Annotated in this window: 23 protein-coding genes; 12 read left to right on the forward strand and 11 right to left on the reverse strand. The window is 62.8% G+C overall.

The window, feature by feature from the left end:
* Positions 1 to 33: 33 nt before the first annotated feature.
* Positions 34 to 387 carry an MGMT family protein gene (locus tag L6D64_RS06465; RefSeq protein ID WP_176508329.1) on the reverse strand — a complete coding sequence of 118 codons (354 nt, stop codon included), beginning with the start codon at positions 385 to 387 and terminating at the stop codon, positions 34 to 36.
* 153 nt (positions 388 to 540) lie between these two features.
* Here L6D64_RS06465 and L6D64_RS06470 point away from each other — a divergent pair, with 153 nt between their 5' ends.
* The 5 genes from L6D64_RS06470 to groL all read left to right on the forward strand — a co-directional run bounded on the left by L6D64_RS06470 (position 541) and on the right by groL (position 5140).
* Positions 541 to 1551: a DUF481 domain-containing protein gene (locus tag L6D64_RS06470; RefSeq protein ID WP_176508330.1), complete on the forward strand. Its 1011-nt coding sequence runs from the start codon at positions 541 to 543 to the stop codon at positions 1549 to 1551.
* Between the two features lie 92 nt (positions 1552 to 1643).
* On the forward strand, positions 1644 to 2375 hold the full coding sequence (locus L6D64_RS06475; protein WP_176508331.1) for a HugZ family pyridoxamine 5'-phosphate oxidase: 732 nt from the start codon (positions 1644 to 1646) through the stop codon (positions 2373 to 2375).
* Between the two features lie 67 nt (positions 2376 to 2442).
* Positions 2443 to 2904, forward strand: coding sequence for an FxsA family protein (locus L6D64_RS06480; protein WP_054884603.1), 462 nt, complete (start codon positions 2443 to 2445; stop codon positions 2902 to 2904).
* Between the two features lie 251 nt (positions 2905 to 3155).
* Positions 3156 to 3449 (forward strand): co-chaperone GroES, encoded by a 294-nt coding sequence (locus L6D64_RS06485; RefSeq protein WP_176508332.1) that lies wholly within the window; start codon positions 3156 to 3158, stop codon positions 3447 to 3449.
* Between the two features lie 50 nt (positions 3450 to 3499).
* The gene (gene groL, locus L6D64_RS06490) at positions 3500 to 5140 is read left to right on the forward strand and encodes a chaperonin GroEL (protein ID WP_176508333.1); all 1641 of its coding nucleotides are present in this window, start codon (positions 3500 to 3502) and stop codon (positions 5138 to 5140) included.
* A 58-nt stretch (positions 5141 to 5198) separates the two neighbouring features.
* On the opposite strand, the gene L6D64_RS06495 is transcribed toward groL, so the two are convergent.
* Positions 5199 to 5927: a phosphatase PAP2 family protein gene (locus L6D64_RS06495; RefSeq protein WP_176508334.1), complete on the reverse strand. Its 729-nt coding sequence runs from the start codon at positions 5925 to 5927 to the stop codon at positions 5199 to 5201.
* A 180-nt stretch (positions 5928 to 6107) separates the two neighbouring features.
* On the opposite strand from L6D64_RS06495, the gene colR reads away from it, so the two are divergent.
* The 5 genes from colR (at position 6108) to L6D64_RS06520 (ending at position 9796) form a co-directional block, all read left to right on the forward strand.
* Positions 6108 to 6791 carry a two-component system response regulator ColR gene (gene colR, locus L6D64_RS06500; protein ID WP_003255215.1) on the forward strand — a complete coding sequence of 228 codons (684 nt, stop codon included), beginning with the start codon at positions 6108 to 6110 and terminating at the stop codon, positions 6789 to 6791.
* Complete coding sequence (locus L6D64_RS06505; RefSeq protein ID WP_176508335.1) at positions 6781 to 8082, forward strand: sensor histidine kinase; 1302 nt, start codon at positions 6781 to 6783, stop codon at positions 8080 to 8082. The genes colR and L6D64_RS06505 overlap by 11 nt, the downstream gene beginning before the upstream one ends.
* A 107-nt stretch (positions 8083 to 8189) precedes the next feature.
* Positions 8190 to 8870, forward strand: a complete 681-nt coding sequence (locus tag L6D64_RS06510; RefSeq protein ID WP_176508336.1) for a class I SAM-dependent methyltransferase — start codon at positions 8190 to 8192, stop codon at positions 8868 to 8870.
* A gap of 6 nt (positions 8871 to 8876) precedes the next feature.
* Positions 8877 to 9578 (forward strand): lipopolysaccharide kinase InaA family protein, encoded by a 702-nt coding sequence (locus L6D64_RS06515; RefSeq protein WP_176508337.1) that lies wholly within the window; start codon positions 8877 to 8879, stop codon positions 9576 to 9578.
* The gene (locus tag L6D64_RS06520) at positions 9575 to 9796 is read left to right on the forward strand and encodes a hypothetical protein (RefSeq protein ID WP_176508338.1); all 222 of its coding nucleotides are present in this window, start codon (positions 9575 to 9577) and stop codon (positions 9794 to 9796) included. The genes L6D64_RS06515 and L6D64_RS06520 overlap by 4 nt, the downstream gene beginning before the upstream one ends.
* 61 nt (positions 9797 to 9857) lie before the next feature.
* On the opposite strand, the gene L6D64_RS06525 is transcribed toward L6D64_RS06520, so the two are convergent.
* From L6D64_RS06525 to L6D64_RS06565, 9 genes are all read right to left on the reverse strand, one after another.
* Positions 9858 to 12902, reverse strand: a complete 3045-nt coding sequence (locus L6D64_RS06525) for a multidrug efflux RND transporter permease subunit (RefSeq protein WP_176508339.1) — start codon at positions 12900 to 12902, stop codon at positions 9858 to 9860.
* A 13-nt stretch (positions 12903 to 12915) separates the two neighbouring features.
* Positions 12916 to 14064, reverse strand: a complete 1149-nt coding sequence (locus tag L6D64_RS06530; RefSeq protein ID WP_176508340.1) for an efflux RND transporter periplasmic adaptor subunit — start codon at positions 14062 to 14064, stop codon at positions 12916 to 12918.
* Between the two features lie 222 nt (positions 14065 to 14286).
* The gene (locus L6D64_RS06535) at positions 14287 to 15384 is read right to left on the reverse strand and encodes a DUF1513 domain-containing protein (protein ID WP_176508341.1); all 1098 of its coding nucleotides are present in this window, start codon (positions 15382 to 15384) and stop codon (positions 14287 to 14289) included.
* 2 nt (positions 15385 to 15386) lie between these two features.
* Entirely contained in the window at positions 15387 to 16451 is a 1065-nt protein-coding gene (locus tag L6D64_RS06540) for an imelysin family protein (RefSeq protein WP_176508342.1), read from the reverse strand.
* Between the two features lie 19 nt (positions 16452 to 16470).
* The gene (locus L6D64_RS06545; RefSeq protein ID WP_176508343.1) at positions 16471 to 17898 is read right to left on the reverse strand and encodes a di-heme oxidoreductase family protein; all 1428 of its coding nucleotides are present in this window, start codon (positions 17896 to 17898) and stop codon (positions 16471 to 16473) included.
* A 276-nt stretch (positions 17899 to 18174) separates the two neighbouring features.
* Positions 18175 to 19512, reverse strand: a complete 1338-nt coding sequence (locus tag L6D64_RS06550) for an imelysin family protein (RefSeq protein ID WP_176508344.1) — start codon at positions 19510 to 19512, stop codon at positions 18175 to 18177.
* Between the two features lie 160 nt (positions 19513 to 19672).
* Positions 19673 to 21724 carry a putative bifunctional diguanylate cyclase/phosphodiesterase gene (locus L6D64_RS06555; RefSeq protein ID WP_176508345.1) on the reverse strand — a complete coding sequence of 684 codons (2052 nt, stop codon included), beginning with the start codon at positions 21722 to 21724 and terminating at the stop codon, positions 19673 to 19675.
* A 239-nt stretch (positions 21725 to 21963) separates the two neighbouring features.
* Positions 21964 to 22560, reverse strand: a complete 597-nt coding sequence (locus L6D64_RS06560) for a superoxide dismutase (RefSeq protein WP_176508346.1) — start codon at positions 22558 to 22560, stop codon at positions 21964 to 21966.
* Between the two features lie 191 nt (positions 22561 to 22751).
* Positions 22752 to 23351 (reverse strand): LysE/ArgO family amino acid transporter, encoded by a 600-nt coding sequence (locus L6D64_RS06565; protein WP_176508347.1) that lies wholly within the window; start codon positions 23349 to 23351, stop codon positions 22752 to 22754.
* Positions 23352 to 23441: 90 nt separating this feature from the next.
* Between L6D64_RS06565 and L6D64_RS06570 the strand changes: the two genes are divergently transcribed.
* Together L6D64_RS06570 and L6D64_RS06575 are read left to right on the forward strand one after the other, a co-directional pair.
* Complete coding sequence (locus L6D64_RS06570) at positions 23442 to 24332, forward strand: LysR family transcriptional regulator ArgP (RefSeq protein ID WP_176508348.1); 891 nt, start codon at positions 23442 to 23444, stop codon at positions 24330 to 24332.
* Between the two features lie 45 nt (positions 24333 to 24377).
* Positions 24378 to 25373, forward strand: coding sequence for an NAD-dependent epimerase/dehydratase family protein (locus L6D64_RS06575; protein WP_054885085.1), 996 nt, complete (start codon positions 24378 to 24380; stop codon positions 25371 to 25373).
* The last annotated feature ends 18 nt before the right edge of the window (positions 25374 to 25391 follow it).

The following is a 25391-nucleotide window of genomic DNA, read 5'->3' on the forward strand; positions in this document are numbered from 1 at the left end:
CTGCCTCAAATTTGCGAAAACAAAGCGCGCACTCTAACCGCTGTGCTCCATCGGACGCCAGCCATGGAGCGTCAGATCCACACGATTATTGGTCACATTCACGCCCTCTGCGCGCAGTCTGGCCCGCTGTTCATCGCCCGAAGGCGTGCCCAGCGCCAGGCTCAGTCGCCCGCCAGCACCGAGTACCCGGTGCCAGGGCAGGCGCGTGTCGGCTGGCAACTGCCCAAGGGTACGCCCGACCCAACGTGCCGCTCGCCCAAGCCCTGCCAGCTCGGCGAGCTCGCCGTAGCTGACCACCTTGCCCTCGGGTACCTGGCCAAGCACCGAATACAGCGCCGTTCGTCGGGCTTCGGGCGATGCCAGGGTGTGCTCATATCCCTCAGGCATCACGGCTGCCCTGACCTGGGATGAAACCGGACGAATGGTCACGGCAAATGAGAGTTGAACTCAACGGCATGCTCCTGGGTCAGTCCTTGCTCTGGTCGGTGGTATCTGGATAATGCCCGGCTTTTTTCGTCAAATCGAACCTGTAGCGCGCTTATGTATTCTAGATCCTTACTTTGCCTGTTGACCGCTTCCCTGTGCGCCAGCCCGGTGTTCGCCGACACCGTGTGGATGAAGAACGGTGACCGGCTCAGCGGCAAGATCCGCGTATTCGACGGGGGCAAGCTGCTGCTGGAAACCCCCTATGGCGGCTCGATCTCGCTGGACTGGAAACAGGTCCAGACCCTGGAGAGCGACCAGGAACTGCTGGTCAAGCAGGACGCCTATAGCGGCGAAAAGGCCAAGTCACTGAAGGCTGCCGAGCCGGGCAAGGTGACCCTGGCCAACGGCGATGCACCGAAGACGGTCGACCTCGCCAGTGTTCAGCAGATCATGAAGCCGAAACCGCTGGTCGAGGACTTCATCTGGAAAGGCAACGTCGACCTGGCCATGGACTACAAGCGCGCCGAGACCAACAGCGACGACTACGACGTCGACTTCAAGACCACCGCTCGCCACGGCCGCTGGCGGCACAATGCCGAAGGCGAATACAACCGCGAAACCAAAGACGACGTCACTACCACCGACAACTGGAGCGCCGAATACGCGCTTGACCGCTTCCTCACCGAGAAGTGGTTCTGGCAGGGGCGCATGGAGTACAAGCGCGACCGCATCGAAGACCTCTCCCGCCAGCGCACGATCGGTACCGGCCCTGGCTACCAGTTCTGGGACGATGAACTGGGCGCGTTCTCGCTGGGCTCGCTGATCAACCGTACCGACTTCGAGTACCAGGGCGGCGCCAAGGACAATTTCTACTCGGCGGCGGTGAAGTGGGACTACACCCGCTACCTGATCGGCAAGAATGTCCAGCTGTTCACCAATGGCGAGTTCGCCAAGCCGCTGGGCGGTGTGGCCGACTACGCGCTGGATGCCGAAGTGGGGCTGCGCTACAAGGTCACCGAATGGGCTTCGCTCAACCTCAAGGCAGAGAAGGACATCATCACCGGGACGCGCGACAGCGATCTGGACAAGACCCGCTATACGGCAGGGTTCGGTGTGACCTGGTAACGCGCCGGGGGCTGCGCAGCAGCCCATTGGCGCTGGCAGCTGATAATGCTTATCTTGTCAGCATCCAGTCCGCCGTCAGGAGCCGCCCTCACGTGAGTACCAACGCCATTCGCCCCGCCCGGGAACTGCTGCTCAAGGAATACCGCGGCGTGCTTTCGACCCATTCCAAGTCCATGCCTGGCTTCCCGTTCGGATCAGTGGTGCCCTATTGCCTGGATGCCCAGGGCAATCCGCTGATCCTGATCAGTCGCATCGCCCAGCACACGCACAACCTGCAGAAAGACCCCAAGTGCTCGCTGCTGGTCGGTGAGCGCGAAGCCGAAGACGTGCAGGCCGTGGGCCGGCTGACGGTGATGGCCGAGGCACACAAGCTGGTCGACGAGGCTGCCATCGAGGCCGCCGCCGAGCGCTACTACCGCTACTTCCCCGATGCCGCCAACTACCACAAGGCCCATGATTTCGACTTCTGGGTCCTGCAGCCAGTACGCCATCGCTACATTGGCGGCTTCGGTGCGATCCACTGGCTCGACCAGGTAACCCTGGCCAATCCCTTTGCGGGCAAGGCAGAGGCGAGCATGATCGAGCACATGAACAGCGACCATGCCAATGCCATCGCTCATTATGTAGCGCTGAGCGACCTGCCGCGCAGCGTGCCGGCGCAGATGGTCGGCATCGACAGCGAAGGCATGCACCTGCGTATCGGCCAGGGCATCTACTGGTTGGCATTTCCCGCTCCCTGCAACACCCCGACACAAGTCCGCGAAGCCCTGGTTCTGCTGGCCCGCGCCGACCAATGGCCGACTGCGACTGAAGTCGAGGCTTGAAATAGCGAGCGCATGCATCCATCTGTAGGTCTTACAGGAAGGGTCTCTTCCGACGAGGAATGCTTTGATGCGTGCTTTTCTACTGCTGTTTCTCCTGTTTCCGGTGCTGGAGCTGTTCGTTTTCGTCAAGGTTGCCGGCGCCATCGGTTTCTTTCCGGCGCTGCTGCTGATCATCGCCGGTTCTGCTCTGGGTGTGCTGGTGGTCCGCGTGGCCGGCCTCGCCACCGCCCTGCGTGCCCGTGAAAGCCTGCAGCGTGGCGAACTGCCCGCCGAGGATATGTTCCAGGGCCTGATGCTGGCCGTGGGTGGGGGGTTGCTGCTGTTGCCCGGCTTCATCAGCGATGTGCTGGGCCTGCTGTGCCTGCTGCCGTTCACCCGCCATCTGGCGGCGCGCAAGATGCGCCAACGCGCCGAAGCCCAGGCGATGCGCCAGCGTGCGTTCCAGGACGAGCCGTTCCAGGCACCGCCGCGTGACGGCGGCCATCGGCCGAACGTGATCGAAGGCGAGTACGAGCGCCGCGACCAATAATCAGAGCTGTATCTTCCGGGGCCGCGCAAGCGGCCTCGGTCTTTTTGAGCGCCCTGAAATTTTTTGCATATCAAGCCTTGTAATTGCATATGGCGGCCTCATGTATGTGGTCACCGCAAGGTTTCTGGTGGTAACACCAGTCATGACAAAGGTGGTTCGCCCTTTGCGGGCCACCCCCGGCATCGCCGGATTGCATTAACCCGCCGGTTTCGTACCGGCCGATGAAAACCACTATTTGGGAGAGATCGACAATGAAGCTTCGTCCTCTGCATGACCGCGTAGTCATCCGTCGCAGCGAAGAAGAATCGAAAACCGCTGGCGGTATCGTCCTGCCGGGTTCGGCCGCAGAAAAACCAAACCGCGGTGAAGTCGTTGCAGTTGGCACCGGTCGCGTTCTGGAAAACGGCGAAGTACGTGCGCTGGCCGTTAAAGTCGGTGACAAAGTGGTATTCGGCCCTTACTCGGGCAGCAACACCGTGAAAGTCGATGGCGAAGACCTGCTGATCATGGCCGAGAACGAAATCCTCGCCGTTATCGAAGACTGATTTTCCCCGACTTCCCGTTACTCCAAAGATTTTTCAAGGATTAAACGATCATGGCTGCTAAAGACGTAAAATTCGGCGATTCCGCTCGTAAGAAAATGCTGGTTGGTGTCAACGTTCTGGCTGACGCAGTAAAAGCGACCCTCGGCCCGAAAGGCCGTAACGTAGTGCTGGCCAAGAGCTTCGGTGCTCCGACCATCACCAAGGACGGCGTTTCCGTCGCCAAAGAAATCGAGCTGAAAGACGCCTTCGAAAACATGGGTGCCCAGCTGGTCAAGGAAGTTGCTTCCAAGGCCAACGACGCTGCCGGTGACGGCACCACCACCGCTACCGTTCTGGCTCAGGCCATCGTCAACGAAGGCCTGAAGGCCGTCGCTGCCGGCATGAACCCTATGGACCTGAAGCGCGGCATCGACAAGGCCACCGCCGCCGTCGTCGCCGAGCTGAAGAACCTGTCCAAGCCATGCGCCGACTCCAAGGCCATCGCTCAGGTAGGCACCATCTCCGCCAACTCCGACAACTCCATCGGTGAAATCATCGCCGAAGCCATGGAAAAAGTCGGTAAAGAAGGCGTGATCACCGTTGAAGAAGGCTCGGGCCTGGAAAACGAACTGTCCGTCGTAGAAGGCATGCAGTTCGACCGTGGCTACCTGTCGCCATACTTCGTCAACAAGCCGGACACCATGGTTGCCGAGCTGGAAGGCCCGCTGCTGCTGCTGGTCGACAAGAAGATCTCCAACATCCGTGAGCTGCTGCCAGTTCTGGAAGCCGTTGCCAAGGCCGGCCGTCCTCTGCTGATCGTTGCCGAGGACGTCGAAGGCGAAGCCCTGGCTACCCTGGTGGTCAACAACATGCGCGGCATCGTCAAGGTTGCTGCGGTCAAGGCACCGGGCTTCGGCGACCGCCGCAAGGCCATGCTGCAGGACATCGCCGTCCTGACCGGCGGCCAGGTCATCTCCGAAGAAATCGGCCTGACCCTGGAAACCACCACCCTGGAGCACCTGGGCAACGCCAAGCGCGTCATCCTGTCCAAGGAAAACACCACCATCATCGACGGTGCTGGCGTTGACGCCGACATCGAAGCACGCGTCAAGCAGATCCGTGCCCAGATCGAAGAAACCTCTTCGGACTACGACCGTGAGAAGCTGCAAGAGCGTCTGGCCAAGCTGGCTGGCGGTGTTGCCGTGATCAAGGTCGGTGCTGGCACCGAAGTTGAAATGAAAGAGAAGAAAGCCCGCGTTGAAGACGCCCTGCACGCTACCCGCGCAGCCGTCGAAGAAGGCGTGGTGCCTGGCGGTGGTGTGGCCCTGGTTCGCGCCCTGGCAGCCATTGCCGGTCTCAAAGGCGACAACGAAGACCAGAACGTCGGTATCGCCCTGCTGCGTCGCGCTGTAGAAGCTCCGCTGCGCCAGATCACCGCCAACGCCGGCGACGAGCCAAGCGTTGTCGCTGACAAGGTCAAGCAAGGTTCGGGCAACTACGGCTACAACGCCGCTACCGGTGAATATGGCGACATGATCGAGATGGGTATCCTCGACCCAGCCAAGGTCACCCGTTCGGCTCTGCAAGCCGCAGCTTCGATCGGCGGTCTGATGATCACCACCGAAGCCATGGTTGCCGACCTGCCGGAAGACAAGCCAGCTGCTGGCATGCCTGACATGGGCGGCATGGGTGGCATGGGCGGCATGATGTAAGCCAGCCTTACCCCCTGCACCCAGAAAAAGCCCCGCCTAGTGCGGGGCTTTTTCATTTTCAAGCGACGCGATGCTCGGCGACTGGTGCCTCGACCATGCCCTTGCGGTACAGCACCAGGTAATACGAGCCCAGGCCGATCAACCAGCAGAACACCGCGGTCCACACGTTGTGCGACAGAAAGTGCGCGCCCTGCAGCATCCGACCCAGCCCCAGCGCCGAGCCGGCCACCAGGGCTACCCCGAACGCCACCCGCGCCAGTTTCGGCTTGCGGTCACGCAGCATGAAGAACAGGCCGAACAGGCAGAAACCGGTGGCGGCATGCCCACCTGGCCAGCACAGGCCAGGCTTGTCGGTCGCCGGGCGATGTTCCAGCAGCTTGCTGTAGGTTTCCTTGCCGCCGAACTGGGTCAGGCTCCAGGGGCATTGCACCTGGGTCACCTTCTTCAGTGGCGTGACGAAGGCGGTTGACAGCCCCAGCGCCAGCACCAGGCAACCCAGCTCGCGGCGCCAGCTGAACAGGCGCTTCCAGAAGAAGCTCGAAGCGAACGCGCCCAACGAGATCAGGCCAAGCAGGATCACGCCTTGCTTGACCCGGTCATGCATGACGGTTTCCAGCAGGTAACTGTGACGCCCGATGAACTGCCCGGCGGCGGGGTCGTAGAACAGGTTGGCGACGTCCATGTCGACCGAAGTCAGTTCCAGCAGGAGCAGGGTCGCGGCAACGGCCAGCGGTATGCCCAGGTAGAGCCAGAGGTTGATCGGACGCGGACGAGTGCGTTGTTGCATGACAGCTCCAGGGGGTAAAAAGACCGGGCATTGTCATGCGCCCGCTATTCTCTGTCCGTGAAGGATCAGTGAAAAAACTGTCAAGTTCGCTGAATTTGCCCCAGGGCTGGCACAGTACCGGCGATGGCCTTAAGCTGCGCCTGCCGCGCACCGTAGCGAAGCGCTGCACAGGAGAACCCGATGCGTATTCTTTTGGTTGAAGACAACCGCGATATTCTTGCCAACCTTGCCGATTACCTGGGCATGAAAGGCTACACCGTCGACTGCGCCCAGGACGGCCTGTCGGGCCTGCACCTGGCCGCCACCGAGCATTACGACCTGATCGTGCTCGACATCATGCTGCCCGGTATCGATGGCTATACCCTGTGCAAGCGCCTGCGCGAGGATGCCCGCCGCGACACCCCGGTGATCATGCTCACCGCCCGCGACCAGCTGGACGACCGCCTGCAGGGCTTCCGCTCCGGTGCCGATGATTACCTGCTCAAGCCTTTTGCCTTGTCCGAACTGGCCGCGCGCATCGAAGCGGTGCTGCGCCGGGCCCAGGGTGGCGGGCGCCGTACCCTGCAGGTCGCGGACCTGAGCTACGACCTCGATACGCTCGAAGTGACCCGCCAGGGCCGCCTGCTCAAGCTCAACCCGGTCGGCCTCAAGCTGCTCGCCGTACTGATGCAGAAAAGCCCGCACGTGCTGCGCCGCGAAGTGCTGGAAGAAGCCCTGTGGGGTGATGATTGCCCTGACAGCGACAGCCTGCGCAGCCATGTGCACCAGCTGCGCCAAGTGATCGACAAACCGTTCGAAAAACCGCTGCTGCATACCGTCCATGGCGTCGGCTATCGCCTCGCCGAGGGCCGCGATGGAGTTTAAGCAAAGCCTTGCCCAGCGCATCATCATCGCCTTTGCGTTGATGAGCGCGCTGGTGGCCGGCGCCTTCGCCTTCGGTATCGTCGCCACCGTGCATCTGGTTGAGGAGCGCCTGATCTCATCGGTGCTCGGCGGCGATCTGCAGCGCCTGCTGCGCATGGACAGCGTCAGTGACTGGAGCCACCGGCCGCGGCCTGACCAGCTGTTCTACTTCAGTGGCGGACGCGATGATTTTGAGCTGCCCAAGGACTTGCGCCACCTCGATGTGGGCTTCCATGAGGTATTTCGCGACCAGCTGTCCTACCACGCGATGGTCGAGATCGTCGATGGTCGCCGCTACGTACTGCTGCAGGACCAAAGCGATTTCGAAGAGCGCGAGCGGGTGCTGTTCGCCGTGGTGGTGGTGGGCTTCGTGCTCAGCCTGGTACTGGCCGTGGTGCTCGGCTGGTTACTGGCGCGCAGGGTCATGGCACCGGTCATCCGCCTGGCGCGCCAGGTTCGCCATCGTGACCAGTTGCTCGGCCTGGCGCCGCCTTTGGCACCCGACTACGCGGCCGATGAAGTCGGCCAGTTGGCGGTGGCGTTCGACGATACCCTCGGCCGGCTGCGTGATGCCCTGACCCGCGAGCGTTTGTTCACCAGCGATGTCAGCCATGAGCTGCGCACACCGCTGATGGTGCTGGCCACCTCGTGCGAGCTGTTGATGGAAAACCCCAATCTGGATACCCGCTCGCGCAACCAGGTGGAGCGCATCGCCCGCGCCACGGAAGAGATGCGCGAGCTGGTCAAGACCTTTTTGATGCTGGCGCGTGCCCAGCGTGACCAGGGCGCCGTGGCGTCCCAGGCAACCCTGCGCGAAGTCGCCGACGACTTGATCGGGGTGTGGCGCGATACCATCGAGCAGAAGGGCCTGGCGCTCTACTATGATGGCCAGGTCAGTGCAGGCCCATTGCTGTACAACGCCACCTTCCTGCACTCGGTGATGGGCAACCTGCTGCGTAATGCCGCGCATTACACGGATAGCGGTTATATCCGCCTGAGCCTGGAGCTCAACGGCTTCAGTGTCGAAGACAGTGGCGTGGGTATTCCGGAGGAAAAGCGCGAGGCCATGTTCCAGCCTTTCGTGCGTGGCGAGGAGCGGCGTGGCGAAGGCCTCGGCTTGGGCCTGTCGCTGGTACAGCGGATCTGCGATGACCAAGGCTGGCGGGTGACATTGACCTCGACGTCGCCGCACGGTTGCCGCTTCCAGGTGGACCTGAGCCAGAGCGCGGAAAAGACTGATCCCACCCTGTAATATGATGAAACAGTCCTGCCGTTTGATGACGTTATTTTCACATTGGCATGACCTGTTTCCCACGGTTTGTTACCTAAGGTAGGCGCATTGAAGATAGGAGCCTCTCGATGCGCAGCCCGATCAAACTCGAATTTTCCGAAAAGTACGACCAGCAACATGCCCAAGCGTACTTCCTCAAGCATCAGGATGGGCTGGCCCGGCGCCTGTCCCACAAGCGCGACGAGCATCTCGCCCGTCGGGCCCTGACGCTGGCCGGAGAACCGGGCCTGGTCCTCGATCTGCCCTGCGGAGCGGGCCGATTCTGGCCGCTGCTGGCGGAAAAGCCGAACCGGGTGATCATCGGCGCCGACAACTCCGAGGCGATGATCAAGACCGCCTGTGCCGCACAACCGCCAGAAGTGGTGGCGCGGGTACGTCCTTTGCAGACTTCGGCATTCGCGATCGATTTGCCGGATAATTCGGTCGACAGCATTTTCTGCATGCGGCTGTTTCACCATATCGGCCAAGCGGCTCATCGCAAAACCATTCTCGACGAGTTTCAGAGGGTTAGCCGTGACAGCGTAATCCTGTCATTGTGGGTGGACGGCAACTTCAAGGCTTGGCGCCGGCAGAAGCTCGAGCAAAAGCGCCGAGCCAACGCCGAGCAGGGCAGCTATCAGAACCGTTTCGTGTTACCGGCAGAAACGGTCGAAGCAGAATTCAAGGCCGCCGGCTTCAGAATCCAGGAGCGCCTCGACTTCCTGCCGTTCTATGCCATGTGGCGGGTATATGTATTGCGTAAGGGGTAGTGTTTGATGGCTGTAGCCCAAAATGGGGAGTCGCGGTTCGATTTTTACTGGCGCCAGCAAGGTGAATGGGTCGAGGAACCCAACCAGCGGCGCGGTGGTGAAAGTGGCGTACAACGTCTGAGGGATGGCAATGGCAAAGTGCTGTATGCCAAGCGTCAGGTTGGCCATATCTATCGCAGCCTGTTACACCCATTCGGCAGGCCGACGGTGTTGCGCGAGCTCGATGCACTGAACAGCTTCGAACAACTCGGCGTGCGCGTGCCACGTATCGTGTTTTGTGGTGCAGAGCGTGATCCTGAGCATCAATGGCGTGCGCTGCTGGTCAGCGAGGCGCTGGATGGCTTTGTCGAGCTCGACACCTGGCATGCAGATGGTGCGCGCGAGCGGTATCCCCAGGTGGTGCATGAACGCATGCTCAAGGACCTGGCCGACAACCTGGCACGCATGCACCTGGGCCATTGGCAGCATGGCTGCCTGTACGGCAAGCACGTCTTCATCAAGGTCATCGGCGAAGGTGAGCAGGCCCGCGTCGAAGTAGCACTCCTGGACCTGGAAAAGTGCCGACGACGCATCAGCTGTCAGCGGGCTGCAGGCAACGACCTGCGCCAGCTGCGCCGCCACTCGTCGTTAAATGACACGGAATGGCAAACGCTGCTCTATTTTTACCAGATGGCGTTTGGCAGCGCTGTCAAAGGGTTAGGGCAATGAAACTAGAAATCGCTCGAGCTTTGTTCCTGGTGGCTGGGTTGGCTGTGACCACGGCGGCGGTAGCTGCCTGGGAAGAGCCGCGGCCTGTGGTGTTCAGCAAGGCTGGCCAATGCGCGGTGCCGCATACGGTCAAGGCGCAGCAGAACAAGGCTGAACCAGACCAGGACTTGCTGTTGTTCCTCTTCGGCATGCGCCAGGGGCTGCGGCCGTTTGGCTGATGGCGCTCGAGCAAGATGAAGGCCTCGCGAACGCGAGGCCTTTGTTTTTGAGGCAGCCTGATCAGGCTGTCACCGGTTCCCTGGTAGCCGATTTGTGCGCCAGCAAGGTGTAGATGCAAGGCAGCACGAAGAGGGTGAACAAGGTCCCGATCGACATCCCGGTGGCAATCACCGTGCCGATGTCGAACCGGCTGACCGCCCCGGCACCGGTAGCCAAAATCAGCGGCACCATGCCGAACACCATGGCCGCCGTGGTCATCAGCACCGGCCGCAGGCGAATGGCGGCAGCCTCCTCGATGGCCTGGCGAATGCTCAAGCCCTGTTCCTCTCGCAACTGGTTGGCAAACTCGACGATCAGGATGCCGTGCTTGCTGATCAGGCCGATCAGCGTCACCAGCCCGACCTGGGTATAGATGTTCATGCTGGAGATGCCCAGGAACAGCGGAAGCAGCGCGCCACAGATCGACAAGGGTACGGTCACCAGAATCACCAGCGGGTCGCGGAAGCTCTCGAACTGCGCGGCCAGCACCAGGAAGATGATCGCCAATGCCAGGCCGAAGGTCACCCACAGGGCGCTGCCCTCCTGAACGTACTGCCTGGCCGCCCCGGCATAGTCGAAGGCAAAGCCCTCAGGTGCTTCTTCCCGGGCGATATCGCGCACCGTCTGCAACGCCTCGCCAATGCTGACCATCGGCACCCCTTGGATGATCGCCGAGTTCAGCTGCTGGAACTGGTTTAGCTGGCGCGGGCGGGCCCGGTCATGGAGGGTGATCAGCGTCGACAAGGGTAGCAGCTGCCCTTGCTCGTTCTTCACGTAGTAGTTGTTCAGCCAGCCGGCGTTGTCCCGGTAGGGCCGCTCCACCTGGGCAATCACTTTGTAGCTGCGACCTTCGAGGGTGAAACGGTTGATTTCAGCCTCGCCCAGCAGGGTGGCCAGGGTACTGCCCAGTGTATCCATGGACACGCCCATCTGCGCCGCCTTGGCCCGGTCGATGTCGACCACCACTTCTGGCTTGTCGAAGGCCAGGTCGATGTCGAGGAAAGCGAACTTGCCTGACGCCTGCGCCCTCTGCTTGACCCGCTGGGCGACTTCCAGCAGGGCAGGGTAGTCACCGGCGGTGTTGATCACGAACTGGAACGGCAGGCCCTCGCCGGTGCCCGGCAGCGACGGCAGGTTGAAACCGAAGATCTGCAGCCCACCGATCTGCTCGAGTTTGGCCTGCACCAGCGGCAGCAGCTCCATCTGCGTGCGTTGGCGTTCGTTCCAGGGCTTGAGCAGAAAGCCACCGATGCCGCTCTGCACACCGTTGAAACCGTTTATCTGGAACGACGAGTAGTACTCGGGGAAACTCTTGAACAGCGGCGTGAACTGGTCGGTATAGGCATTCAGGTAGTCAAGGTTGGCCGGCTGCGGCGAGCTGCTCATCATGAAGATCACGCCCTGGTCCTCGTTGGGCGCCAGTTCGTTCTGGGTGAACTTGAGCAACAGCGGGATCAGGCACAGGATGATCACGGCGAACACCAGTACCACCGGGCGGCTGTCGAGGGTGGCGTGCAGCACGCGCTGATAACGTACCTTGAGGCCGTCGAACAGCACATCGAGCCGATGGGCCAGGCCGCTGGGGTTCTGCTCCTGGCGCAGCAGCAGGGCGCACATCATCGGTGACAGGGTCAGGGCGACGATGCCGGAGATCACCACCGCCCCGGCCAGGGTCAGGGCGAACTCCTTGAACAGCGCACCGGTGAGCCCGGTGAGAAAACCGATGGGGGCGTATACCGCGGCCAGGGTGATGGTCATCGACACCACCGGCATGGCGATCTCCCGTGCGCCCTCCAGGGCAGCATCGAAGGGGGACTTGCCTTCCTCCATGTGCCGGTGAATGTTCTCTACCACCACGATGGCATCGTCCACCACCAGGCCGATGGCCAGCACCATGGCCAGCAGCGTCAGCAGGTTCAGCGAGTAACCCATCATCTGCATGAAGAACAGCACGCCAATCATCGACAGCGGAATGGTCACCACCGGGATCAGCACCGAGCGCAAGGCGCCGAGGAACAGGAACACCACCACGATGACGATCAGCACCGCTTCGCCGAGGGTCTTGATCACTTCATCGATGGAGGCCTGGATGAACAGTGTGGCGTCGTAGGCGATCGATACCTTCAGCGCCGACGGCAGCTGGCTCTCCAGCTCGGGCATGATGCGCCGTACTTCCTTGATCACGTCCAGCGGGTTGGCTGCCGGAGTGGCCTTGATGCCGATATAGACCGACGGCGTGCCGTCGAACGAGCTGACCGTGTCGTAGTTTTCCGCGCCCATTTCCACACGTGCCACATCACCCAGCAGCACCCGACTGTCGCCGGACACCTTGAGCGGCAGGGCGGCAAAGGCTTCGGCCGATTTCAGTTCGGTGCTCGCGTTGATGCTGGTGACCACGTATTCGCCCTTCACCTCGCCAGCGGCGGAGAGAAAGTTGTAGCGGCGCACGGCATTGGTCACGTCGCTGGCGGCAAGGCCGAAGCCGGCCAGTTTCACCGGGTCGATCCAGATGCGCATGGCGAACACCTGGTTGCCAAGGATTTCCGCCTCGGCCATGCCTGGCAAGGTGGCAAGCTTGGGCTGGATCACCCGTGACAGGTAGTCGGTGATCTGCGGGTTGCTCATTTCCTTGCTGTAGAAGCTGATGTACATCAGTGCCGAGGCGTCGGCGGCCTCCTTGCTGAGCACCGGGTCTTCGGCGTTCTGCGGCAGCTGGTTGCGCACTTCGTTGGCCTTGGCCAGCAGTTCGGTGAACAGGCGGTCGCTGTCGGCGCCGATGCGCGCGTAGATGGAAATCACCGAGAAGTTCTGGCGGCTGACCGAGGTCATGTAGTCGATGCCTTCGGCACTGGCCAGGCTCTGTTGCAGCGGCTGGGTGATGTAGCCCTGAATGGTCTCGGCGTTGGCCCCGGGGTAGGCGGTGGTCACCGTGATCAGGGCGTTCTCCATTTTCGGGTACTGGCGGATCTGCAGTTTGTGCCAAGCCTGGAAGCCGAGCAGCAGGATCAGCAGGCTGACCACGCTGGCCAGCACCGGGCGGCGGATGAACGGGTCGGTGAACGCCATGCCTGCCTCCTGCTCAGTCGCTGCGCGGTGCGCCCTGTTCGGGCTTGAGCACGCTGTCCTGGCCAATGCGGATGGCCGCACCAGGGGTCAGCTTGAGCTGCCCGGCGGTGACCACCTGCTCCCCGGCCTTGAGGCCCTTGCTGACCACCACCAGCCCATCGCGGCGTTCGCCGGTCTGTACGGTGCGCTGTTCGGCGCTGAGCTGTGGCTCGCCCTTATCGTCGGTGGTGGGTTTGCCGTCCTGGTCCTGCTTCGGCGTGGCGACGTACACCGAGTTGCCGTAGAGGGTGTAGGTGATTGCACTTTCCGGCACGACCACCTGGGGTTGCGGGTCGGGCAGCAGGATCAGCAGGTTGGCGAACATGCCTGGCAGCAGTTTGTCGTCCGGGTTGGCCAGGGTTGCGCGAACCAGCAGGTTGCGCGTGTTCTCATCGACCTTGGGGTTGATCGCGCTGAGGCTGGCTGGGAAGGTCTGGCCAGGGTAGGCGGCTACCTGCACCAGCACCTGCTGGCCCAGGCTCAGGCGCGGCAACGCCTGCTCCGGGACGTTGAAGTCGACGTACAGGCTGGACAGATCCTGCAGGGTGGCAATCACCGTGCCGGCGGCCAGGTACTGGCCGATGTCCACCTGGCGAATGCCGATGGTGCCACTGAACGGCGCGTTGATGCTTTTCTTGATCTTCTGTGCCTTGAGCTGTTCAACCACCGCCTGATTGCGCCGGTACTGGGAGGACAGGCGATCGAATTCACCGCGGGAGATGGCGGCATCACCGACCAGCTGGCTGCCGCGACCGAAGTCGACCTTGGCCAGCCCCAGGTCGGCCTGGGCAGTGCCGAGCAGGGCGGTTTCCTGGTCGTCGTTGAGCTGCAGCAGGGGTTGCCCGGCTTTGACCTTCTGCCCGGAGTCGAAATACAAGGCCTTGACGATGCCCTCCACTTCCAGGCTCAGTTCGACGCCTTGCAGCGCCTTGAGGCTGCCGACGGCAGGGAGGCGCTCCTGCCACTGGCGCTGTTCGGCCGGGGCGGCCGCAACGGTGATGGGCGGCCTGGGCGCAGAGAACATCTGGATCTGTTGGTAGATCGAGAAGCCCTTGTAGCCCCCCAGGGCCAGCACGATCAACAGAACGACAGCCAACATGATGAGCATGCGGCGGCGTAGCATAAGCCCGGTTCCTTGGATGCGTGATTGTTATTCGGTCAAACACGACAACGGGCGATCCTGCCCACGTGCGAATGGAGGAAGTATTGCAGAAGGGTGAGGGGATTGCCTGCGCCGGCCCTCTCACGGCTGAAGCCGCACCCACAGGGACCGCGCAGTCGGGTTTACGCGGTCCCTGCAGGAGCGGCTTCAGCCGCGATGAGGCCAGTGCAGGCAGCAGCAGAGTCAGACCAGGTGCAGGTGGTTGTCCCAGAACCCGGACGGCAGGTTCATCGGTTGCCCGATGAGCTCGGCCTTGCGGCAATCGTAGAAGCGACAGCGACCCTGCCCGGAAGTCACGACAAATCCGTCCTTGACCGCGCCGACCCCGGCGCAATCGGGCATCGGTGCATCGAGCTTCACCGCACCGCTGTCCAGGTCCCAGACGAACAGGCGGTTGGCCCGCGGTGCGGTCAGCGCTACCAGGCGCAGGTCGCTGTGGATGGCGACGCTGGCGGTGTACTGGGCCATCGATTGCAGCTGGCGCTCCGGCACCGGGAAGGCCTTGAACGGCTCGCCCGGGCGCTTGATCGCCAGCAGCTCGGCGGTCTCGTCGGCAGCCCCCATGAACTGCTGGCAGGCGGCAATGGTGCCATCGTCGCCCACTGCGAGGTGGCGCACGCTGTTCATCTGCTGGGCCAGGGTTTCCTTGCTCAGCAGGGTGCCGTCGCGCTGCATCAGCACCAGGCTGGGTTCCATGGCGTCGAGGTTCATCTCGACCCGGCTCTCGGCCTCGGTGCGGATACCGCCATTGGCCACGACCAGGGTTTCGCCGTCCGGCAGCCAGGCCACCTCATGGGGGCCGATGCCATGGGTCGGGATCTCACCGCTGTGCACCAGGCGCTCGCCCTCGAAACGGTACACACCGAGCACGCCGCGGCCTGGGTCGGTGGTGTCGTTTTCGGTGGCATATAGCCATTCGCCACCCTTGTGGATCACCGCATGGCCGTAGAAGTGGCGGTTTGGTTGCGAGGTGATGGTCTGCAGCAAGCGCCCATCGCGCAGGTCGACCAGATAGCTTTCGGTACCGGGGCGACGGGCGACGAACAGGGCGATCGGCAGCTCGGGGTGGTTGATGATGGCATGGCAACGCTGGGCGACCTGGGTGCTGAACACCTGGGTGCCGTCCAGGCGGAACCCGACCGCGTAATGCTTGCCGTCGCCATCGTCCCGCGCCGACAACAGCAAGGGTTCGCTGCCTTTGTTGCGCAGCAGGCTCCAGCCGCCCAGGGTCAGGGCGCTGAGCAATACGCTACCGAGTTTGAGGGCCTGGCGTCGCAGCATGATCAGTCACCGTCGTTGGCATTGAAGCCCAGCTGGATGTTCAGCGCCTTGGCCAGGTCGCCTTCGTGCAGGCGGTGGACGGCGTTCAGCGCATCGTAGATCTGATTGAGGGTCTGCTGCCCAGTGTCGTCGGCCAGCAGCTCGCCGAGGGTCTTCTGGTTGTCGGCCAGCAGTTTGAGCGCCGTAGCGTAGGCGTCGTCGATCTTCTGCGCCAGGGGTTTCTGATCGCTGGGCAGCAGGCTGCGCAGGCCCTGGTTGTCGACCCCGACCCACACCGCCTGGGCGGCCTTGAGGGTGGCTTCCAGGCTTTTCAGCGAGGAGTGGCTGCGCCAGGCTTCGGCCTGCAGCGGTTGTGGGATGCCCTTGCTCTGGCGGCCCATGGGGGCGCCCAGCTTCTTCTTCAGGGTGTCCAGGGCGGTGACCTGGGAGCGCAGCAGGTCGGCGATCGCCTCGTGCGAGTCGGCGTAGCGCTGGTTGGGGAACTTGGTCATCTGCGACAGCATGCCGTCGGTGCTGTTCCAGGTCTTGAGGATATCCTCGGCCAGGGCCTTCTGGTGATCGGCAATGGCGACCAGCAGCGGGCAATAGCGGGCCTTCTGCTCGGCAGTGGCGATGTCCGGCTTGCTGTCGAAAAGGATGTACTCGTAAGCCGAAAGGCCGCGCACCACGACGCTGGCCTTGCCCAGGGCGGCGGCATCGACCGGCTTGTCGCCATTGACCAGCTGCTCGACCTGGCGGCCGACCAGGTTCTTCTTGTCAGGCCAGAATTGTACCTGCCAGGCGCGGTTGCCTTCGGCCAGCGGGCCGACCAGCAGCGGTTGCAGTTCGGCCCAGGCTTTTTGCGCATTGAGGAAATCGGCGCGGGCGGTGTCCAGGCTTTCCTTGCCCTCACAGTAGGCCAGGGCGCTGGCGGCCAGCTGGCGGTCGGCTTCGACCCAGCGGCTGTAGGTCGGCAGGATCACCTGCTTGGCGATGGCGGCGGAAGTCACTGCCTGCGGGTCCTGCGGCGAGCAGGCACCCAAGGCGAGTGCGGCGAGGCTGGTGAACAACAGTTTGGGTCGGAACATGCCCGGCTCCTTGCGCGTTTTAAAGTGAGTTCAGGAAAGCCAGCAACGCGGCGCGCTGCTCGGCATTGAAGGTCAAGACATGGTCGCGCGCCGACTGTGCTTCGCCGCCGTGCCAGAGCACGGCTTCGAGCAGGTTGCGGGCGCGGCCGTCGTGCAGGTACTGGGTGTGGCCGCTGACCGTTTCGGTCAGGCCGATGCCCCACAGCGGCGGGGTACGCCAGTCCTGGCCGTTGGCGGCGAATTCGGTGCGCTCGTCGGCCAGGCCCGGGCCCATGTCGTGCAACAGCAGGTCGCTGTACGGGCGGATCACCTGGTTGGCCAGCTCCGCTTCGGCGGTGTTGGCGGCCGTGGTGAACTGCGGGATATGGCAGGCCTGGCAACCGGCCTGGAAGAACAGATTCTTGCCGGCCAGCACTTGCGGTGCGGCGACGTCACGACGTGCCGGCACGCCGAGATTGCGGGTGTAGAACGTGACCAGGCGCAGGATGTTGTCGCTGACCTCCTTCTCGTCGCCTTCACCGTCGCCATTGGGCGCGGCCAGGCAGTCGACCTGGGCAGGGGTGCAGTCGTCCTTCGGTTGCAAGCGGCTGGTCAGGCCCATGTCGCCGTTGAAGGCGTGCACGTTCTGCTGGTTGACGTTGGGCTGCCCGGCCTTCCAGCCGAAGCGGCCGATCATGGTCTTGCCCTGGGCGTCGTCCCAGACCCGGTTGGCGCGGCCGCGGATACCATCGTGGTTGCGGTCGTTCGGGTCTTCGTTGGCCAGGATGTCGGCTTCGGCGATGGCTTCGAGCAGGCCCAGGCCAATCATCGGCGGGGCGACACGGGCCGAGAAGCGCGTGTCGGGGTGCATCGGGCCATAGCCAAGCTGGGTGATCTGCAGGGTCGGGCGGCGCAGTTCGACCGGGTGGCCGTCCTTGAAGGTGACGGTCTGGGTGGTGTAGTTCACCCGCACCTTGCCCTCTGGCGCCACGCCGGGGATGGCCATGTCCTGCAGCTGGGTGCCGTAGACCGGCTCAGGGACCACGCCCAGGCGCTCGATCTGCTTGGCCAGGTAAGGCTGATCGGGGATCGACAGGCGCACCAGCATGCCCACGGCATTGCTGTCATCGGGCCCAGGTGGGTGCCCGCGGCCATCGCGCACGTGGCAGTTCTGGCAGGCCGTGGTGTTGAACAACGGGCCCAGGCCATCACGCGCGGTGGTGGTGGACGGGGCGATCACCCACGGGCTGCGGAAGAAGCTGTTGCCCACGGCGAAGTCCAGGCGCCGCTCGGCCGAGAGGTTGGCCGAGGGCAGGGAGAATGCCTTGCGGTCGTCGCGCTGGACTGTTGCCTGGCCGCCAGACAGCGCTTCGCCGGGCTCGGCCTTGGTGAAACGCGGGGCGTCGTCACAGGCGGCAAGGGCGAGGGTCAGCAGCAAAGGGGAGAGTCGGGACAGCGACGAGGACATGCAAAATCCTGGGCGTGGACGAAAAACCGGCGTGCAAGCTTAGCAGGCTGGCGTAATTTGAATAAGAGCAATTTGCAATTACCCGGGTGAAAAGGATGTGAAAGGCCAGCATTTTCATGGACTTCACCGGCCCTTTCGCGGGTAAACCCGCTCCCACAGGGACCACACAAGGTCGGAGCCTGTGGAGATCCTGTGGGAGCGGCTTTAGCCGCGAAGAGGCCGGCACAGAAAAAAGGCGACCCGAAGGTCGCCTCTTTTCAACACCCGCTCCGCGAATCAGAACTCGTGATCGGCGGTGTCCGGGTTCAGGTTGGCGATGCCCAGCTTGCCGGCAGCCTGCTCGATCGAGCCGGTCTGCTTGACCAGCGAGGCGATGGCATCACGCACGATCTGGTTGCCGGCAGCGTTGTCGGCGGCGATCAGCTGGTCGTAGTGCTCGCCCTTGAGCGCGTGGTCGACCATCACCTGGATTTTCGCTTCGGTGGCTTCGAGGTCGGCCTTGAGGGTGGCGTCGGCAGCCGGATCGGCTTTGGCCACCAGCGAAGACAGGCTCGGGCCGGTCAGCTTGGTGCCGTCGACACGGGTGTACTCGCCCAGGTAGACGTTACGGATGCCCTTGGCGTCGTAGAAGTGCGAGTAGTGGGTGTTGTCGCTGAAGCAGTCCTGCTCGTCTTCCGGCGAGTTGGCTTCCAGCGAGACCTTCATGCGCTCACCGGCCAGTTCGCCCAGCGACAGGCTGCCCATGCCGAACAGCATCTTGCGCAGGCCATCGGCCACCGGCTCGGCTTCCAGCGTGGCACGGTAGTTGTCGGCGACGTTCGGCTTCCAGTTGCCGACCATCTCTTCAAGGTCCTTGACCAGCAGCTCGGTGACCGCCTTCAGGTAGGCGCGGCGACGGTCGTTGTGGCCGCCGGTGGCACCTTTGCCTTCCAGGTAATCGGAAGCCGGGCGGTTGCCGGCGCCTGGGCCGGTGCCGTTGAGGTCCTGGCCCCAGAGCAGGAACTCGATGGCGTGGTAGCCGGTGGCGACGTTGGCTTCGGAACCTGCCAGTTCGTTCAGGCTGGCCAGCTTCTCAGGGGTGATGTCCTTGACATCGACTTTCTCTTCACCCACCTGGATCTCGGTGTTGGCGATGATGTTGGCGCTGGCCGCCGGGTTGCCCAGGGCATGCTCATAGCTCTTGTCGACATAGTCGATCAGGCCTTCGTCCAGCGGCCAGGAATTCACCTGACCTTCCCAGTCATCAATGATGGTATTGCCGAAGCGGAACACCTCGCTCTGCAGGTAAGGTACGCGCGCGGCAGCCCAGGCCTCTTTGGCGGCTTTCAGGGTTTCGTCGTTGGGCTTGGCAAGGAACGCGTCGACGGCGGTCTGCAGGGTCTTGGCGGTGCTCAGCGCGTCGCTGTACACGGCATAGACCATTTCGGTGTAGTGCTTGACCACGGCTTTGCCGGCCGCTTCGTCGACAGCCCCGGGCGCCGCCGCTGCGGTGCTGGCCGCAGCAGGTGCCTGAGCTTGCGGAGCGGCAGCCTTGTCATCCTTGCCTTCGCCGCAACCGGCGAGAGCGATGGCGATGGCCAGCAGACTGGCGGAGGCCAGGGGCATACGAATCATTGTGGGTTTTCCTGCGTCGTGTGGTTGGACCAAGGGGTTGGGCCGTGCGCCGTGGCACGCGAAACGACAACATCATGCGAAAGATTTGCATTTGCTGTAAAGGGGTTGGCGCGCAATTCATGCAAATGCGCGTCACGGGCCGAAATCGAGGGGGCAAGCCTTACAGCGCGGAGACCTGATTGCGCTGGGCTTGTTTGAGGAAGTTGGTCAGTTCGCGGGCCGACAACGGCTTGCTGTAGTGATAGCCCTGACCCTCATGGCAGCCTTGGGCGATGATGTAGGTTTCCTGCTCGGCGGTTTCCACGCCTTCGGCAATCACCTGCATGCCCAGGCTCTTGCCCAGCTGGATGATGGCGCGAACGATGGTCGCGTCATCATCATCGTCGAGCAGGTCCTGGACGAAGCTCTTGTCGATCTTGATCTTGTCCAGCGGCAGCGACTTCAGGTAGCTGAGCGACGAGTAACCGGTGCCGAAATCGTCGATGGCGATCAGCGCCCCCGAGCGGCGCAAGCTGAGCAGGTGCTGGGCGGCGGTGCTGATGTCTTCCATCAGGCCGGTCTCGGTCACTTCCAGCTCCAGGCTGCGCGGAGGCAGGCGGTAAGCCTGCAGCAGGTTGTTGACCACCCGCGGCAGCTTGCTGTGATGCAGCTGGACGGTGGACAGGTTGACCGCCATGCGTAATTCGCTGAAGCCCATGTCATGCCATTCGCGCAACTGCCGGCAGGCCTGGTCGAGTACCCACTCGCCAATCCTGATGATGCTGCCGTTCTGTTCGGCCAGCGGGATGAACTGATCGGGCGGGACCATGCCGAGCTCCGGGTGCTGCCAGCGCAACAAGGCCTCGACGCCGACCACGCGGTGGTCGCGGTAACTGATTTGCGGTTGGTAGACCAGGTACAGCTGGTTGCGCGGCAGGGCTTCGCGCAGGTCTTTTTCCAGCTCGCGGCGGCGGCGCATTTCGCTGTCGACGCTGGCGATGTAGAACTGGTAACGGTTGCGCGAGCGGGCCTTGGCCAGGGTCATGGTCTGTTCGGCCTTTTGCAGCAGCTTCTCGGTGCTGTCACCGTCCTCCGGGAAAAGGGTGATGCCGATGGTGGCGCGCAGGCGGATTTGCTGTTGGTCCAGGGCGAACGGCAGTTCGAGGTCGTCGAGAATGCTCTGGGCCAGCTCTGCCGCCTCGTAGGGCTGCTGGATATTGGCCTGGACCAGGGCAAACTGGTCGCCTCCCAGCCGTGCCAGGGAACCCAGGCGGCCACTGTGAGCGCGCAGGCGATCGGCCAGGGCCAGCAGCAACTGGTCGCCGGCCTGGTAGCTGAACTGCTCGTTGATGCCCTTGAAGTCGTCCAGGCCTACGCACAGTACGGCCACGCGATGTTGCAGGCGGCCGGCGTCGGCGAGGATCTTGTCGAGTTGCGCCTGCAATTGCTGGCGGTTGGGCAGGCCGGTGAGGAAATCGTACTGCGCCATGCGCTGCAAGCTGTTCTCGGCTTCGTGGCGCAGGTGGGTGTTGCGCTCGATCGAGGCCAGCAGCTGGTTGGCGGTATTGACCCAGAGGCCCAGCTCATTCTTCTCGTGGCCCTTGAGCAGCGGGATCTGGTGCTGGCTGGGGCGGTCAGGGTTGATCTGGGTAAGGTGCTCGATGATCTTCGACAGCGGCTTGGTCAGCAGCCAGTGATACACCAGGTAGAGCACCAGGCCCATGGCCAGGGCGCGCAGCACGCCGGAAATGAAGATGATCACCGCATTGACCAGGAAGTCTTCGCCATAGGACGACGTGTCGAGGGTGATGCTCAGGTCGCCGTAGTACTCGCTGTACGGGCCACGGCCGACCAGTTGGGTGGTGTAGGTGCGTTCCTGGCCGAGGATCAGGTCGGTCAGCCAGCGCATCGACATGTCCTGCAGCGGACGGGATTTTTCCGCCAGCATGGTTTCGTTGGGGTGGCCGATCGAAGCCATGCGCACCGACTCGTCCTGGAACAGGCCTTCCATCACCTGCATGCCCATTTCACGGTCGAGGCTGTACACCGCCTGGGTGGAGGGGTCGCGGAACATGTCGAGAATGCGTTGGGCGTCGTTATTGACGGCCTGGCGGGTCTTGTAGGTGTCGTAGACGATCTGCGCGCAACTGAGGACGACGCCGACCGCCAGCGCCGAAAGGAGCACGACCCTGAGCAACTTGACCGACAAGCTGTTCCGCAATTCCAGCTTCAATGGGGTTTTCCTTAATCCATGCGCATAACATCATTTTGCCATTAACCGTTGGCAATACACTATCGGCCGACCTTGGGTAGTGTATCGGTTGCCCGACCCTGCAACTTGAGTGCGCGGTATCAAACTTCCAGACGGTTGATGTTAGCGTGCTCTACGCGCTGAGCAAGACTTCGAAGGAAAACTGTCAGGCATGAAAAAGCCCGGCGCTGGGCCGGGCTTTTCGTTCAGGGCTGACTGAATCAGGCCTTGAAGGTCTTGCCTTCGAACTGCTCGGCAACGAATTTCCAGTTGACCAGGTTCCAGAACGCCTCGACGTACTTCGGACGCAGGTTGCGGTAGTCGATGTAGTAGGCGTGTTCCCAGACATCGCAGGTCAGCAGCGGGGTGTCGCCGCTGGTCAGCGGGCAGCCGGCGCCGATGGTGCTGGCCAGGGCCAGGGAGCCGTCAGCTTTCTTCACCAGCCAGCCCCAGCCGGAACCGAAGGTGCCGACCGAAGTCTTGGTGAACTCTTCCTTGAACTTGTCGAAGGAACCGAAAGCAGCGTTGATGGCATCAGCCAGGGCGCCGGTCGGCTGGCCACCGGCGTTAGGTGCCAGGCAGTTCCAGTAGAAGGTGTGGTTCCAGACTTGAGCGGCGTTGTTGAAGATGCCGCCCGAAGAGCTCTTGACGATCTCTTCCAGGCTCTTGCCTTCGAATTCGGTGCCTGGGACCAGGTTGTTCAGGTTCACGACATAGGTGTTGTGGTGCTTGTCGTGGTGATACTCCAGGGTTTCCTTGGAGATGTGCGGCTGCAGGGCATCGTGGGCGTACGGCAGCGGCGGCAATTCAAAAGCCATGGTGGATCTCCTGATTCAGGTCTGTTTGCGGTTTGCGCAAGGCCGATCACGGGCGGCCCGATGTACGTCGGCGAGTTTGAACTCTTTGCGACGCAAGGGCTGGATCATAGCACCGGGCCCGACGCATAACCACGCAACAAAGATAGGGAATAGAGGTTCCAGAGCGGTTGGCGGCCGCCGACCGGCGGCCCTCAGTTGAAGATCAGCTGCGCCGCCACGGCAAACATCATTACCGCCACCATCAGGTCAAGCATCCGCCAGGTGGCTGGCCGCGCCAGCCATGGCGCGAGCCAGGCCGCACCGATCGCCAAGGTCGAAAACCACAGCAGCGAAGCGCTGGCCGCACCTGCCACATAAGCCCCTGGCGCTGTCTGCTGGGCCCCGAGCGAGCCGATCAGCAGGACCGTGTCGAGGTACACATGCGGGTTGAGCAGGGTCACCGCCAACGCGCTCAGCAGGACCGCCTTGCGCGAGCGCATGCCCTGGCCCTCCTGGTGTTGCAGGCTCTGCTTGGAACAGGCACTGCGCAGTGCCTTGGCGCCATACCAGATGAGAAACACTGCCCCGCCCCAGCGGGCGATCGCCAGCAACGTCGGGTTGTGCGCCAACACCGTGGCCAGGCCGAACACCCCGGCTGCCACCAGGATCGCATCGCAGATGATGCACAGCGCAGCCACGGGCAAATGGTGCTCGCGGCGCAGGCTCTGGGCGAGGACGAAAGCGTTTTGTGCACCGATGGCCATGATCAGGCCGAAGGCCACCAGCATGCCGTTGAGATAGCTTTGCCACATGGCAATGACTCCAAAGAAGATGCTGGATAGTGTGGCGAGGTACGCTGTATAAGAAAAACAAATAACGCTGATCCGTCATTAGGAAAATCGATGTTCGACTACAAGCTGCTGGCTGCCCTCGCGGCGGTGATCGAGCAAGGCGGTTTCGAACGTGCCGCGCAGGTGCTTGGGCTGTCTCAGTCGGCCATTTCGCAGCGCATCAAGCTGCTCGAAGCGCGGGTCGGCCAACCGGTACTGGTGCGTGCTGCACCGCCGAGTCCGACCGAAGTCGGCCGGCAACTGCTCAACCATGTGCAGCAGGTACGGCTGCTCGAACGTGACTTGCAACGCCAGGTGCCGGCGCTGGACGAGGAGGGCATGCCGGAACGCCTGCGTATCGCCCTCAACGCCGACAGCCTGGCGACCTGGTGGGCCGGTGCGGTGGGAGCATTCTGCGCCGAGCATCAGTTACTCACCGACCTGGTGGTGGAAGATCAGGAGGTTGGCCTCAAGCGCATGCGGGCGGGCGAAGTGGCGGCCTGCCTGTGTGGCAGCGAGCGGCCGGTGGCTGGCGCACGCAGCCTGCCGCTAGGTGCCATGCGCTATCGGGCGCTCGCCAGCCCAGGGTTCATGGCGCGGCATTTCCCGCAGGGTTTCGCGGCGCAACGGCTGGCCCGCACACCGGCCATCGTCTACGGGCCAGACGACTTCCTGCAGCACCGTTACCTGGCTTCGCTGGGGATCGAGGATGGCTTCCTGCACCATTTGTGCCCGTCGTCCGAAGGTTTCCTGCGCATGACCGAAGCCGGCCTGGGCTGGGGCCTGGTGCCCGAATTGCAGGCTCGTGAGCAATTGGCCAATGGCCAACTGGTGGAAATCTGCAGCGATACCCCCATCGATGTGCCGTTGTACTGGCATCATTGGCGCAACGGCGGGCACCTGCTCGCGCAACTGACCGAACACCTGCGGCACACGGCACGGCATTGGCTGGTGCCCTTGTAGCGGCGGCTGGCGTCTGTTGCATCTGAAATCAAGGTGGAGTCATACATGCAAATTCTGGTCACCGGCGCGAGCGGCTTCATTGGCGGGCGTTTTGCGCGCTTTGCCCTGGAGCAAGGCCTGGCTGTGCGGGTCAGCGGCCGGCGCGCCGAAGGCGTGGAGCACCTGGTCAAACGTGGTGCACAGTTCATCCCTGGCGACCTGGGTGACCCTGAACTGGCCCGCCGCCTGTGCCAAGGCGTCGAGGCGGTGGTGCATTGCGCGGGCGCAGTGGGCAGCTGGGGGCGCTACCAGGACTTCCACCAAGGCAATGTGGTGGTCACGGAAAACGTCGTCGAGGGCTGCCTCAAGGAGCATGTGCGACGGCTGGTGCACCTGTCGTCGCCGTCGATCTATTTCAATGGGCGTTCGCGCCTGGGTATCCGGGAAGACCAGGTACCGCGTCGTTTTCACGACCACTATGCGCAAACCAAGCATATCGCCGAGCAGAAAGTCTTCGGTGCCCAGGAGTTCGGCCTGGAGGTGTTGGCGTTGCGGCCACGCTTCGTTACCGGGGCCGGTGATGCAAGTATCTTCCCGCGCTTGATGCAGATGCAGCGCAAGGGCCGTGTGGCGATCATCGGCAACGGCCTGAACAAGGTCGACTTCACCAGCGTGCACAACCTCAACGAGGCGCTGCTCAGCGCGCTGTTCGCCGAAGACCGTGCACTGGGCCAGGCCTATAACATCAGCAATGGCCAGCCGCTGCCGCTGTGGGACGTGGTCAACTACGTGATGCGCCAGATGCAGCTGCCGCAGGTTACCCGCTACCGCCCTTACGGCCTGGCCTACAGCCTTGCGGCGCTGAACGAAGCCGCCTGCATGCTGTGGCCCGGGCGCCCGCAGCCAACTTTGTCGCGTCTGGGCATGCAGGTCATGAGCCGTGACTTCACCCTGGACATCAGCCGCGCCCGTCAATATCTGGATTACCAGCCCAAGGTCAGCCTGTGGACCGCGCTGGATGAATTCTGTGCCTGGTGGAAGCATCAACCGCCGGGCCAGTGAACCCGATCGACGTATGAT

This window comes from Pseudomonas urethralis (assembly GCF_021602465.1).
Taxonomy (GTDB): Bacteria; Pseudomonadota; Gammaproteobacteria; order Pseudomonadales; family Pseudomonadaceae; genus Aquipseudomonas; species Aquipseudomonas vlassakiae.